This window comes from Dolichospermum sp. LEGE 00240, from assembly GCF_015207875.1.
GTDB lineage: Bacteria > Cyanobacteriota > Cyanobacteriia > Cyanobacteriales > Nostocaceae > Dolichospermum > Dolichospermum gracile.
Map to the genome: position 1 here is coordinate 1 of NZ_JADEVZ010000102.1, position 12,480 is coordinate 12,480.

15 protein-coding genes and 2 pseudogenes are annotated in these 12,480 nt (G+C 36.1%); 7 read left to right on the top strand and 10 right to left on the bottom strand.

What is annotated here, in order from left to right; translation table 11 throughout:
• The first annotated feature begins 299 nt into the window (after positions 1–299).
• Positions 300–539 (top strand): UPF0175 family protein, encoded by a 240-nt coding sequence (locus IQ226_RS22620; RefSeq protein WP_193899150.1) that lies wholly within the window; start codon positions 300–302, stop codon positions 537–539.
• A 225-nt stretch (positions 540–764) separates the two neighbouring features.
• On the opposite strand, the gene IQ226_RS22625 is transcribed toward IQ226_RS22620, so the two are convergent.
• The 3 genes from IQ226_RS22625 to IQ226_RS22635 all read right to left on the bottom strand — a co-directional run bounded on the left by IQ226_RS22625 (position 765) and on the right by IQ226_RS22635 (position 1,839).
• A complete protein-coding gene (locus IQ226_RS22625; protein WP_193899152.1) occupies positions 765–986 on the bottom strand; it encodes a hypothetical protein in 222 nt (73 codons plus the stop codon).
• Between the two features lie 318 nt (positions 987–1,304).
• Positions 1,305–1,631: a DUF5615 family PIN-like protein gene (locus IQ226_RS22630; RefSeq protein ID WP_193899154.1), complete on the bottom strand. Its 327-nt coding sequence runs from the start codon at positions 1,629–1,631 to the stop codon at positions 1,305–1,307.
• Positions 1,615–1,839, bottom strand: coding sequence for a DUF433 domain-containing protein (locus IQ226_RS22635; RefSeq protein ID WP_193899156.1), 225 nt, complete (start codon positions 1,837–1,839; stop codon positions 1,615–1,617). Before IQ226_RS22635 ends, IQ226_RS22630 begins: the two co-directional genes overlap by 17 nt.
• A 302-nt stretch (positions 1,840–2,141) precedes the next feature.
• On the opposite strand from IQ226_RS22635, the gene IQ226_RS22640 reads away from it, so the two are divergent.
• Entirely contained in the window at positions 2,142–2,528 is a 387-nt protein-coding gene (locus IQ226_RS22640; protein WP_193899158.1) for a papain fold toxin domain-containing protein, read from the top strand.
• A gap of 24 nt (positions 2,529–2,552) precedes the next feature.
• On the top strand, positions 2,553–2,921 hold the full coding sequence (locus tag IQ226_RS22645) for a hypothetical protein (protein ID WP_193899160.1): 369 nt from the start codon (positions 2,553–2,555) through the stop codon (positions 2,919–2,921).
• A gap of 95 nt (positions 2,922–3,016) precedes the next feature.
• Here the strand turns inward: IQ226_RS22645 and IQ226_RS22650 are convergent, their stop codons facing one another.
• Positions 3,017–3,442, bottom strand: a complete 426-nt coding sequence (locus IQ226_RS22650; protein ID WP_193899162.1) for a type II toxin-antitoxin system VapC family toxin — start codon at positions 3,440–3,442, stop codon at positions 3,017–3,019.
• A complete protein-coding gene (locus IQ226_RS22655; protein ID WP_053539679.1) occupies positions 3,429–3,668 on the bottom strand; it encodes a hypothetical protein in 240 nt (79 codons plus the stop codon). The genes IQ226_RS22650 and IQ226_RS22655 overlap by 14 nt, the downstream gene beginning before the upstream one ends.
• A gap of 475 nt (positions 3,669–4,143) precedes the next feature.
• Between IQ226_RS22655 and IQ226_RS22660 the strand changes: the two genes are divergently transcribed.
• Positions 4,144–4,695 carry a transposase gene (locus IQ226_RS22660; protein WP_193899164.1) on the top strand — a complete coding sequence of 184 codons (552 nt, stop codon included), beginning with the start codon at positions 4,144–4,146 and terminating at the stop codon, positions 4,693–4,695.
• A 568-nt stretch (positions 4,696–5,263) separates the two neighbouring features.
• Here IQ226_RS22660 and IQ226_RS22665 read toward each other — a convergent pair.
• The 5 genes and pseudogenes from IQ226_RS22665 to IQ226_RS26060 form a co-directional block, all read right to left on the bottom strand.
• Complete coding sequence (locus IQ226_RS22665) at positions 5,264–5,647, bottom strand: DUF6516 family protein (RefSeq protein WP_168695716.1); 384 nt, start codon at positions 5,645–5,647, stop codon at positions 5,264–5,266.
• Complete coding sequence (locus IQ226_RS22670; RefSeq protein WP_193899166.1) at positions 5,637–5,927, bottom strand: hypothetical protein; 291 nt, start codon at positions 5,925–5,927, stop codon at positions 5,637–5,639. The genes IQ226_RS22665 and IQ226_RS22670 overlap by 11 nt, the downstream gene beginning before the upstream one ends.
• Positions 5,928–6,535: 608 nt before the next feature.
• Positions 6,536–6,775 carry a hypothetical protein gene (locus tag IQ226_RS22675; RefSeq protein ID WP_193899168.1) on the bottom strand — a complete coding sequence of 80 codons (240 nt, stop codon included), beginning with the start codon at positions 6,773–6,775 and terminating at the stop codon, positions 6,536–6,538.
• Positions 6,776–6,823: 48 nt separating this feature from the next.
• A complete protein-coding gene (locus IQ226_RS22680; protein WP_193899170.1) occupies positions 6,824–7,288 on the bottom strand; it encodes a PH domain-containing protein in 465 nt (154 codons plus the stop codon).
• 489 nt (positions 7,289–7,777) lie between these two features.
• Positions 7,778–9,238, bottom strand: a pseudogene (locus tag IQ226_RS26060) (site-specific integrase).
• 449 nt (positions 9,239–9,687) lie between these two features.
• Here IQ226_RS26060 and IQ226_RS22690 point away from each other — a divergent pair.
• The 3 genes and pseudogenes from IQ226_RS22690 to IQ226_RS22700 all read left to right on the top strand — a co-directional run.
• Positions 9,688–10,098 carry a hypothetical protein gene (locus IQ226_RS22690; RefSeq protein ID WP_193899172.1) on the top strand — a complete coding sequence of 137 codons (411 nt, stop codon included), beginning with the start codon at positions 9,688–9,690 and terminating at the stop codon, positions 10,096–10,098.
• A 144-nt stretch (positions 10,099–10,242) separates the two neighbouring features.
• Positions 10,243–11,799, top strand: a complete 1,557-nt coding sequence (locus tag IQ226_RS22695) for an AAA-like domain-containing protein (protein WP_193899174.1) — start codon at positions 10,243–10,245, stop codon at positions 11,797–11,799.
• 304 nt (positions 11,800–12,103) lie between these two features.
• Positions 12,104–12,286, top strand: a pseudogene (locus IQ226_RS22700) (ATP-binding protein); the annotation flags it as partial.
• Positions 12,287–12,480: the final 194 nt, after the last annotated feature.

Here is a 12,480-nt window from a genome sequence, read left to right on the forward strand (position 1 = left end):
CAAGCACTTAATATTTTTTGTCTTATATCAGTCGAATATGCTGCTGCCATATATCTCAATTATTTTCTTTTTTTTACATCTTTAAAGTTTACCATCTTTGTACCGCGTTTGATCTCAAACTGCTGTAAGTTAAATTTCCTCCTGGTTGATCAAGAAACTGGAAATTGAGCTTCCTCCTGGTTGATCAAGAAACTGGAAATTGAGCTTCCTCCTGGTTGATCAAGAAACTGGAAATTGAGCGATCGCTTTTTTCTGTATCCTTTAAAATTGTAGAGTAAACAAATCTGGTCGAAATTTCTATGAGTGTCTTAATACCTGAGGATATTCTTCGATCCGCAAAAATGACGGAGAATGAATTAAAACTGGAGATTCGCACTAACCCAACATTAGCTATCGCACGATCGCAGTTAATAGTAAGTACCTGGACAGAATTAATTACATATTGGTTATTTACCAATTATTTGCAAGTCTTGGATTTCAGCCCGGATTTTTGTGTAATTAATTTTGTCCGATTACTTATCAATAACAAATTTAAATAATTACAAATTATCCTGAATTATAGAAGTATTGATTTCTGGATTTGCATATTGAGCGATCGCTTTTCTCAAAGATGTTTAACGGACTCGTTAGACTTTACCTCACAGATGAGTTATGATCAATATATTATTGCCTATATGGAACTTTAAACTATGTCACTCACTGAGTTAATTCCTCTGGTCAACAATTTGAGTCAGTCAGACAAATTAGCATAAGCTTTCCAAAACTCAGTCGTCGCCAAGGATTTCATCAAGATCCCTCACGTTGTTGGCTGCAATATCTTTTTCTGCCTGAGCAATGAGGCGATCTAATTTCCCTGATGTTAAATCTGCCTCAATTTGATGATCCCACATCTCATCAATGTATTCTTGAAGCCACTTTGCCAGATCACGAACTTCACTTTCTGGTAATTGCTTGATTACTGATTCAACTTCTAGCCGAGTAGTCATACAAGATTTTACATTTAAAGAGTTTTTCTTTTCTATATTATCACCAACTTTTATATTGAAACGCCATTATATGGTAGCTATTCGACTGATAGCGAAGCGCGACCTAGGAATCGCTTTTATTAACCCAATATTAGCGAACTGACAAGTCAGCGCTTACGCTATCGCAGTTAATCCAGTTAATGAAGCACAAGACTATGGAAATTGGGCGATTCCTAGGTCGTGCTTCGCTATCGCACAAAATCAATATTATCAATATTAATGATCGCAGTTAATACATAGTTCAGGAAGCATAAGATAATGGAAATTGAGCGATCTCTATCACGAACCACCAACTTCAACTACTGCTCCCGGAACAATTGTATTTAAAACTTTACGAGCATCTGGCAACAAAGGAAGTAAATCAGCAAGTTTATTACTCTGCGCTACAAGAACAACAACTGCCATTCCAGCTTGCTCTAAGTTTTGCTGATAGCGTAAATTTTGATCTGTAGTGAGCAGAATCGTGAAACCCTCTTGATTCATAAGTCGCAGCAATTCACCGTTCTTTTTTCCTGACCATCCCATCTCCACAACTGTTTTGATGTCATATTCGGCAAGTTCACGCTTTAAGGGACGTGGAGCGCATTCATCAAGCAGAACTCGCATAGGCTGTTAGCATTTCCTTGGCCAATTCAAGAGCCGCGATCGCCTGTTTATGTGTGACACTAGGGAAGTGATCTAGAAATACGTCTAATGAATCGCCAGCTTCAAGGTAGTCAAGCAGGGTTTTTATTGGTACACGAGTTCCCACAAAAACAGGTGTTCCCCCTAGAATATCAGGATCGCTATGAATAATAGGTGATGTTAATGCCATAACAAATTCACTTAAATAACTGTGAGTTCTAAATTATTATTATATCTGTATTCTCAAGTTCAATCATGATCAAGAAAGTACAAAAAAAGGAAGTAGAGCGATCGCTTACCCATGAGATCGCAGTTAATCCCAGTCAAGAAAGCACAAGAAAATAGATATTGAGCGATTCCTGCGGAGCGCTTCGCTATCGCATTAACCCAATATTAGCGATCGCTTCTCTCGCCCTAGTCATTGCACTACCAATGAAGGTTGTTTTCAATTGTGTGAATGTATTGTAAAATAAGAGCAAAATTTTTTAGGAGGTGCTGTTTCTGAATGATTTTTTATCAGATGATTTAGCCATTGCTGAAATTCATCAAGCAATTGGTAATCTTGTCATTCGATTTCCATTACTTCATTGCCAAGAATGTGCCAAGACACTCAAACAGTGGCTACAACAACGTAAAATTCCTGGTAAACTTTGGCGACTTTCGACCATATACGACAATGAAGACTTTATTTTGAGCTATCGCCTAGAAAAACAAAGTTGCTTTGAAACTATTACGGAAAATGGCGTTCATTACGGTGTTGAAGTTTTTGGCAAAATTTTCGACAACCTTTCCCGACAAGGACTATACCCAGATGAGTGGATTCAAGATTTTACTTCTCTATCCAATGAGTTTAAAATAGAAGTAATAGAAGAATTTTGAAAATTTTTAATGGAGTTAAACTCAATGAGTGCATTATTTAACTTACTCGAAAAAATTAAAACTAAACCAGGCTTATATTTGGGAACAGCATCTATCAGTAATTTACGGATGTTTATTTTGGGATATCGCTTTTCTCGCTCTGAATTAGGTATTACTAATACTGAAACTGAAACTGATTTTTATAAAAACTTTCAACCTTGGGTACAAAACCGCTTATCTATCCATACTGTTAACGCTTGGGATAAAATTATTTTACTCACCTGTATTGATGAAAAAGCTGCATTTGATTACTTTTTTCAATTACTAGATGAATTTATCCAAAGAGACAAAAGCCAGGATTTTGAACCAATTCTGGCTGAACCATCCTCTAAAAATTCTCAAAAAGCTGCTTGAAGAATAACACAATTATTTTTTCAAGTGCGATCGCAGCACAAGACAATGGATTTTGAGCGAACTGCTTGCAGGAGCGCTTGCGCTATCGCATTACATCATAAAAATTCCTGAAAGAGGTTATCGAACGGTTCTGTATTTTTCCAGCGATAGGTGTTAAAATCTCGATAATCAACCGATAAAATTTGGCCATGACCTAATTCTTCTGCCAGAATAACGAGAGAGGCATCGGCTAAATCCATCGGTAAATCTTTATATTTTTCCATTAGTTCTTCAATACGCTGGCAATGATGTTGTTTGAGATCAAAGATTTGTAGTTTTCCTGTAGAAATTTTATTAATAAAGATTTTTGGAGCATCTACTCCTACTCTTTTTTGTAATAGATAGCAAGTTTCGGTGACGACACACCAGGTTGTAATAAATTGCTGATTAGCTAAATCTTGAAATCGTTTTTTGGCGGCTATATGAACTGTATCTTTTTTATTGGCAAGAGCTAACCAAAAGCCTGTATCAACTATGATCATATTTTTGATTAAGTTCACGGTCTAAGTAGTTTTTATAGTTTTTAGAGAGGTCTGTTTCAGCTTCTATGCAACCGATAAAGTCTGACCAGTCTTGCCAGGAATTTTCTGAGGATTCCTGTTGATTCTGAAGGTAGCGTTTTTTCAGGACTTCTACGAGGACGATTATGATTTGTTGTGCATCGGGAGGAAGAGACGCAATATCTTGTTGAATTGTATCTAAGTTCATAATCTAATTTTGCTGTTTCTCTGATTATAGTTTAGCGAGAAATGTTTTTACGAAACCAATGAAATAAGGTGCGTTACATTTCATTAATACACCATAGAGGATTGGCAATTGCTCACCCATGAGATCGCATTTAATAATAGTTAAGGAAGCACAAGACAATGGATTTTGAGCGATAGCGAAGCGCGACCTAGGAATCGCACTTACGCATAAGATCGCAGTTAATCCCAGTTAAAGAATCACAAGATAATGGAAATTGAGCGATCGCTTACCCATAAGATCACAGTTAATCGCAGTTAAGGAAGCACAAAAAAATGGATTTTAAGCGATCGCTTACCCATGAGATCGCACTTACCCATAAGATCGCAGTTAATCACAGTTAAGGAAGCACAAGATAATGGATTTTGAGCGAACTGCTTGCAATATGACAATACAATAAATAAAAAATAAATTTAATTTCACCCATACTAACTCCATAATGCCTAATTATAGAAGACCTAATGTTTCTGGAGGTACATATTTCATCACACAAGTCACTTATCAAAGAGAATCTTGGCTCTGTACTGATATAGGGAGAAAATCTCTCCGAGAAGCAATAGAAAAAGTAAGGGAAAAATATCCTTTTTGTATTGATGCTTTTGTTTTATTACCTGATCATTTTCATTGTTTGTGGACTTTACCCCCTGATGATAAATATTTGTCGGTGAGATTGCGCCTAATTAAAACCTATGTTACTAAACATTATGGACAAGCATTAGGGGTTAATCGGGAGGTTTCTCAATCACGACAAAAGCGAGGAGAAAGTAATCTTTGGCAACGTCGGTTTTGGGAGCATTTAATTCGGGATGAACGGGATTTTGCGCTCCATTGTGATTATATTCATGATAATCCGGCTCGACATGGATTGTGTGAAAATCCCCAAGATTGGCAGTATTCCAGTATTCATCGGTTTATCGCTGAGGGAATTTATCCAACCGATTGGGGTAAAGATAGCAGAAAGGAAAAACCTCAAGGATATTGGGACGATTAGTAGGGTGCGTTAGCGACAGCGTAACGCACCGAAAATCAGTAAATAATCATAAATATGGTGCGTTACACTCCGTTAACGCACCCTACAAGATCGGCGATCGCACTCAATATTAGCGATCGCATTAATCGCAGTTAAAGAAACACAAGATAATGGATTTTGAGCGATCGCACTAACCCAATATTAGCAATCGCACTTAATCACAGTTAATGAAGCACAAGACAATGGATTTTGAGCGATCGCATTAACCCAATATTAGCGAACTGACAAGTCAGCGCTTCGCTATCGCACTTAATCACAGTTAAAGAAGCACTAGACAATAGATTTTGAGCGATCGCATTTCCCCAATATTAGCGAACTGACAAGTCAGCGCTTCGCTATCGCACTTAATCACAGTTAAGGAAGCACAAGACAATGGATTTTGAGCGATTCCTAGGTCGCGCTTCGCTATCGCATTTCCCCAATATTAGCGAACTGACAAGCCAGCGCTTCGCTATCGCAGTTAATCCCAGTTAAGGAAGCACAAGGAAATGGATATTGAGCGATTCCTAGGTCGCGCTTCAGTATCGCACTATCCTAATATTTTTTTAACCTCATTGAGTACCTCATTTAAAAAAGGAGCATCTGATTTAATCACATTATCCTCACTTCCATCATGTTTATGATGAGGAAAAGTAGGGAGATTTAATTTTCGATGATGTTCAGTATTGTCATAACGAAAAATTAGTTTATTTTCTGAATTCATATATTGATAACTATACATTTTTCGATCTATGGAGATTTCAACATAGACAAATTCTCGTAAATGCAGCAAAGAATTATCTTCAAAATCAATTTTTCCTCTGATCAAGCCTTCATATATTCCTCTTTTTTCACTTTCAATCTTGAATATTTTGACAATTTCTGAAGATTCAACTAAAAGCTGAATCTGTTGAAAATAATCTTCAATTAACAAAATCAATCTCCTCTATAGACTCTTTCATTTGTTGTAAATGTGTCAACATTCGAGATTCGCCAATCCATTCATCAAAATCAAAATTATGGGATAATTCATCATTATTAAAACGGTTTATAAATTCCTTTGTTGATAATTGATACTTGGTTTCCAATTCTATAATTCGTTCTTCTGTTCTTTTTATTCCTGCTATTACACTTTGTAATCTTTCTGATAAAGCACTTTCAATAATTCGTCTGAGGGAATCTGGATCTTTTGATCTTAGTTTGAGTTCAGCCATTATTTTTTCTCTCTTATGATACTGTACAGTCTAAAAGATGTTCTTGGGGTGAGTAGTTGTTATTCCTTTTTTTATTCTATCACTTGATAATCAAGACGGTAAATACAAGATCGGCGATCTGCTTGCAGCAGCGCTAGTGTGTTAATTCTGAATCCCTTATCCTATAAGACTTCATGCACAAAATATGTCGTCATATTTTTATGAGAACGTGCCTGGAACAGATGCTTTCGGTGTAAACTACGGTAACACCAATAATTTTCTGGACAATCCCTCCAAAAATACACAGAATTAACACACTACAGCAGCGCTATCGCTTACCCATGAGATCGCAGTTAATCGCAGTTAAGAAAGCACAAGATAATGGATTTTGAGCGATCGCACTAGCGCGATCTAGTAATCGCTTTTCTCAAAGATGAAAATGTAATAAGGTGCGTTACATTTCATTAACGCACCCTACAGGATTGGTTATTCCTGCGGAGCGCAACGCTTACGCACTTAATAATATTGGGACGATTAGTAGGGTGCGTTAGCGACAGCGTAACGCACCGAAAATCAGTAAATAATCATAAGGCTCGATGATAATTAGGTGAAATATGCTGTATCAGCAATCAATAATCAATGTCATCATCATCATCCGTATCTAATTCTTCAACGTTTTGAGCATTTATATCAGGTTCATCAGTTTCATCAGTTTCATCAGGATCTGGACAGTCTACTGTTTCAAATTTATAAGCACCCCAAAGAAATTCTTCCGTTTCTCTATCACATTGCTCCTCAAGACGTTCTAAACTCTCTTGAGTGGTAGATTGATTGGTGTAGTTCAAACCTAAAGATGTATCTATCTGCATATTTTTATCCTATTTTCCTAGATAAATAATGAAATGGTAGCACATAGCTTAGTCAAGAAGGAGCATATTAGGAGGTGCATCCGTATATATTACTTTGATATTTGTTTTTGCTTCTTCGACAGCGATTCTAATTGTTTCAACAACTCCGTAGGCATTAGGGATAGCAGATAGCACTAGTTTTGGATCAGTATAATCTCTCGAAAATATGTAAATATCTCCTAATAAAAGTCGCTTTTTGATTTGCTTTTTGAAAACAAACTCAAATAACCTATAAAGTGCAGGTCTTTCAACCTTAATATCATATACCCGATGTAGCTCAAGATAATTTGTTTTCCGATTAAAAGTGCCAGTGTGAGTGACTAATCTCAGACTAGTTAACATATAACTTGTAGAGAATTGTTCACAAAAAGGAAATTTTTCAACAATAATTTTGGGAATGTAAGGGTAAAACTTCAGAATTCCCTTCTCTTTTTTCTTTTCTTCTTTTGGCATATCCTTCTCTTTTTCTGCCATATTTTTTATCTCCGTTGTTCACGATTTAGTTTGTTTGCCATAACAAAAACTTCAGATAATTTCACGTAATTTTAATTACTCCGACTTATTTAGAGGTTATTTTAAAAGTTTCTGTATGTAGTTCTAGTCACTTATTGATCTCCCTAACTCGCTTAAAAAGCAGAATTTAGAAGAATCTAAAAGTTTTTGATACATCACTAAAGACTTTCCAAAAATTCTCTTAGATTTGTTTTCGATACAGCCTAACGACTTATTATATACGTTATTATACAACATCTTTACCAGGAATTAAGCAACTGGCACATTTATCTATCTAAAAATGCTACATTAAACCAAGCTTGATTGTGACGCTTATAAATCAATGATATTGAGATTTAAAAATTGACGAAATTAGTGCAAAGAAATCCAAATATTTATCAACGAGTTTAACAACCAATGATTTTTTTAAATATTTACTAATACAATAAAAAATGTTCCGGTTTGTTTGATTTAGATATCCCCTGAAAATTTCCACCTTTCCACCTCCAACCTCAATCTTTCATTCTCCATCCTTAACGCCAAAATTTCATTCTTCTGCAACTCAATTAACGACTTTTGACTAATTACCTCACCAAAGGCTTTTTTCCGGTTTTCAATCCCAAACCATCTTTGATAAGTCTTTGTATGTTCATCAACAGTATGACCTAAATTATCTGCTGCGGCTTTAATTGGTATTCCCTGAAGATGCGCTCGAATTGCACAACCATGCCGTAAATCATAAGGTTGAAACTCAATCCCCACTTTTCTAAACCATCTGGATATATCTCTTCGCATCCAATTAATATTTTGTACAGAAGCAATTTTTTCAACTTTTCTTTCTAAAATATTTAATGGTTTGGGATTATGTAAATCAAATAATTCTATCCATTCTGGTACAAAAGGAATAACTTCTCGATATCCAGTTTTGGTATTTTTATTCACCTTCCAAGTATGGTCTATATTTTGGGGAGACATCCACCAATTAATATCCGGCTGGACAAATAATTCCCTTGGTCTTAACCCAAAGGTCGCCAACATTCCATATACCCAACGTCACATTTCCCAGGTATCTATTTCATCACTAATGTTTGTATTTTTGCGGTTGATAGCGAATTTTTCAAAGAGGTGAAAAGCAGATATTATTTTTTCATCTTCAGGTATTTCTCGATAAGCAGGAGTGACATGATCTCGTTTAACATCGAGTTGAAATCCTAAATTAAAGGTTTTAATCAAAACAGAACTTACCGCAATCAGTTCATTTTTTTTATTACCTTGAAATGAATTAATAATTTCCTCAAAATTTTCTTTTGTGGCTAAATGGGTGAGAGTCAAGTTTCTTTTAATTACAGATATATAATTAGCAAAAGTATTTTCACTGGTAATAGTTTTCTGACGGGTTTGATAATATTTTTCATCAAATGTATCTAATAATTCCCCAATTGTTTTGATCTCTTGCTTCTCTCTCGATTTAATTCCTAAATACTTCTCATTCCACTGGAAAGTATGACGAGCAATTAATTTACCTAATTCGTAACTTTCCTCAATCGCTGTTTTTAATCCCTCTAAATTTGCGGGTATTCCTAGAGATAAATCATACTGTTTTTTTTCCTTACCTACACTGATATCCCCTGGCTTTAAGGGTAGGGTAGCGCGTAATTGGAGAGAATTGCCAGTTTGTTTAATACTAACTTTTATTCTCTCTCTTTTTAAATTACTATTAGCTGCAATTAACTTCTGTTCAAAAACTGCTTGATACTGTAATTCTGTTGCTTTTATTTTCTTCATTGTTCCTCTATACCTACCGTCTGTGGTGTTCTGCGGTTCAAAATCTGCAAATATATCGGCGAATAAATTGGTTGAGTCTGCATTTGTATATTCCTGTGTAAATGTAGAATATATACCCTCACAATTACCCTGATCTTGTCCACTGATTCCCTAAATATTCCCTTATTTATCAAAGCTAAAATGGTGAAAATAAAATGTTCTTACCGAGCAAAATTACCTTAAAAATAAGTTACTCAGGAACATTTACAGCATATCACCTGTTGTCATAGCAGTTATATGGCACTAAATTAGGGAATTGCTTATATAATCAGGATTTCTCAGAATAGGTGTGATGATTCCCTGGTTTTTCCTTAAATTAGGTAATAAACTCACCCCAGCCATATCATCAGTCCATTTATTTTTATCAACTAACAGCTATTTGGTGTTTTCAGACATTACCTAATTTTTCCCTAACTCTAGATTAGCCACTGGAAGCGATTACTAGGTCGCGCTAGTTCCCACCGGGACGCTACGCGATTCCTACGGAGCGCTTCGCTATCGCATAACTATGGTAAATTTTTAGTAAGTAAAGAATAATCCAATCTACCTATCTTATTATGAATTTCAAACGATGGCAGGAACTCAAGCAAATCCTCACTGAAGAAAAAGATTTGTCTAACATCTGGACATATTACATGGATCATTTTGCAGATCATCCCGAATTCATCAACTTGGGTCAACGTGTCCAGAATCAATATATAGATGCAGTTGTCAAAACAACCTGTCAACAACTATTTGGTCAAAACGTCAAAATTACCAACTCTCTCCTTATCCATATTCCCCGACATCAATTTTTCCATGGCCCATTCCAAGCCGGCGGACGAATAGGTGGTGTGATTTTCTTTGAGGATATCAAAGTTGGTTTAATGGGTGTTTCCGCACAGTTTCCCCCAACCAGTGAGGTGCAATATTCCCGGTTTACCGAAGTAATGGATCTATCACCACCAACAGGTCATGATTTAAACTGAACGAGATATAACCTTTCCTAATCTAATAAAGTACAAAATCATCTGTGTTCATCTGCGTTTATCTGCGTTGGATTCTGACTTCCCAGCCGTCCTTAACCCCAAAATCGTCTAAACTTAAAGAGTTCCCTAACTGCCACAATCATCATGACTCGCTGGTTTAATATTGCAGGTCCTTGTAACCCCGAAAAAAACTATACCATCTCAGCTACAATTCGTCTCCCTGATTTATCAATGCTGATTGAACAAGAAAGTTATTTTGTGCTTCATGCACCACGACAAACGGGAAAAACCACCGCCATGTTATCCCTAGCACAGCAACTTACTGATACAGGAAATTATGCAGCAGTCATGGTATCAGTAGAGCTAGGAAGTGCATTTAATCATGACCCTGGTGCGGCAGAATTAGCGATTTTGGGAACTTGGTATGATACAATTTCTATCCGTTTACCTAAAGAATTTCAACCACCTGTGAAACAATGGCAACAGGAAGAACCAGGAAATAGAATTAAGGCTTTTTTACAAGGTTGGGCAAAATCTTTAACCCGTCCTTTAGTATTATTTATTGATGAAATTGATTCTTTACAAGATCAAACATTAATTTCAATTTTACGACAATTAAGAGATGGTTTTCCCAATCGTCCCGAAAATTTTCCCTCATCGGTAGGATTAATTGGTTTACGGGATGTGCGAGATTATAAAGTAGCATCCGGTGGTAGTGAACGACTAAATACATCTAGTCCTTTTAATATCAAAGTTGCTTCTATTACTATGCGAAACTTTAATCTTGAAGAAGTAGGAGAATTATATCAACAACATACAGCAGCAACAGGACAAATTTTCACACCAGAAGCTATAGAAACAGCATTTAATTTAACCCAAGGACAACCTTGGTTAGTGAATGCTTTAGCTAAAGAAGTTGTAGAAAAAATGGTTAAAGATAGAAGTATTACTATTACTGAAGAACACATTTTAAAGGCAAAAGAAATATTAATTACTCGTCAAGATACTCATTTAGATAGTTTAGCTGAACGCCTACGAGAACCCAGAATAAAAGCAATTATCGAACCGATGTTAGCAGGTTTGGAATTGGGAGATATACCCAACGATGATATTCAATTTGTGATTGATTTGGGATTATGTAAAATGCACCCCTACGGAGGTTTAACTATTGCTAATCCCATTTATCGGGAAGTATTACCCAGGGTATTAACAGTAACACCAATGGCTTCTTTACCAATGATTGCACCAACTTGGTTAACCCCAGAAGGTGAATTAAATATAGATGCTTTATTAACAGCATTTCTCAAGTTTTGGCGACAACATGGAGAACCTTTATTAGGTAGCACTGGCTATCATGAAATTGCCCCGCATATTGTATTAATGGCTTTTTTACATCGTGTTATTAATGGTGGTGGAGTCTTGGAACGGGAATATGCCATTGGTAGTGACAGAATGGATTTATGTCTGCGTTATAAAGATGTAACTTTAGGGATTGAATTGAAAGTGTGGAGAGATAAAAAGCGTGATCCTCAAACTGATGGTATTGAACAATTAGAATCCTATTTAGGGCGTTTGGGGTTGGATTTTGGTTGGTTGTTTGTGTTTGATAGGCGGAAAAATGCCTTACCAATGGAAGAACGTTTGTCAACTGAGGTTGTGGTGACAGAAAATCAACGTCGGATTACTGTGATTCGAGCTTGAGTGTTATATTTTTTGTTTCACGCAGAGGCGCTCCAGTCGCAGAGAGGAGAACGCAAAGAAGGACTTTTGCAGTAACCGTTCACGGGGGGTACAAAAAACGCTCTATATGAGATTCCACGAAAACAGCATGAAAAACGTTATAGATTTGATTTTTTTAGGTCATTTGAAATTCGCAAAATCTCTATATCGGTTTGCAAATCGTTTTCCAGCCAATTTAAGAACCATTCGTTAATATGTCAATTTGCCTGAAAAACCCAACAGACAAAGCTTTCAGGTTTTTTAATAAATTCTCACCCCCTGTGAACGGTTACTATTATTATTTATAGATGAAATTGATTCTTTACAAGATCAAACATTAATTTCAGTTTTACGACAATTAAGAGATGGGTTTCCTAAACGTCCCGAAAATTTTCCCTCATCGGTAGGATTAATTGGTTTACGGGATGTGCGAGATTATAAAGTAGCATCCGGTGGTAGTGAACGACTAAGAGGGTGTTTGAAAAGTTAGAAGTTGAGTAAAAAAAGCTCTCAGGGTATAATCTGTAAATACAAAAATACAGAACCGTAGAGAGCAATGAGTAAAGTATACTCCAGCAACTTAACTAGAGAACAGTGGGAACTAATAGAACATTTAATTCCAGCAGCTAAAACTGGTGGTAGAAAACGAGAAGTAGATATTTG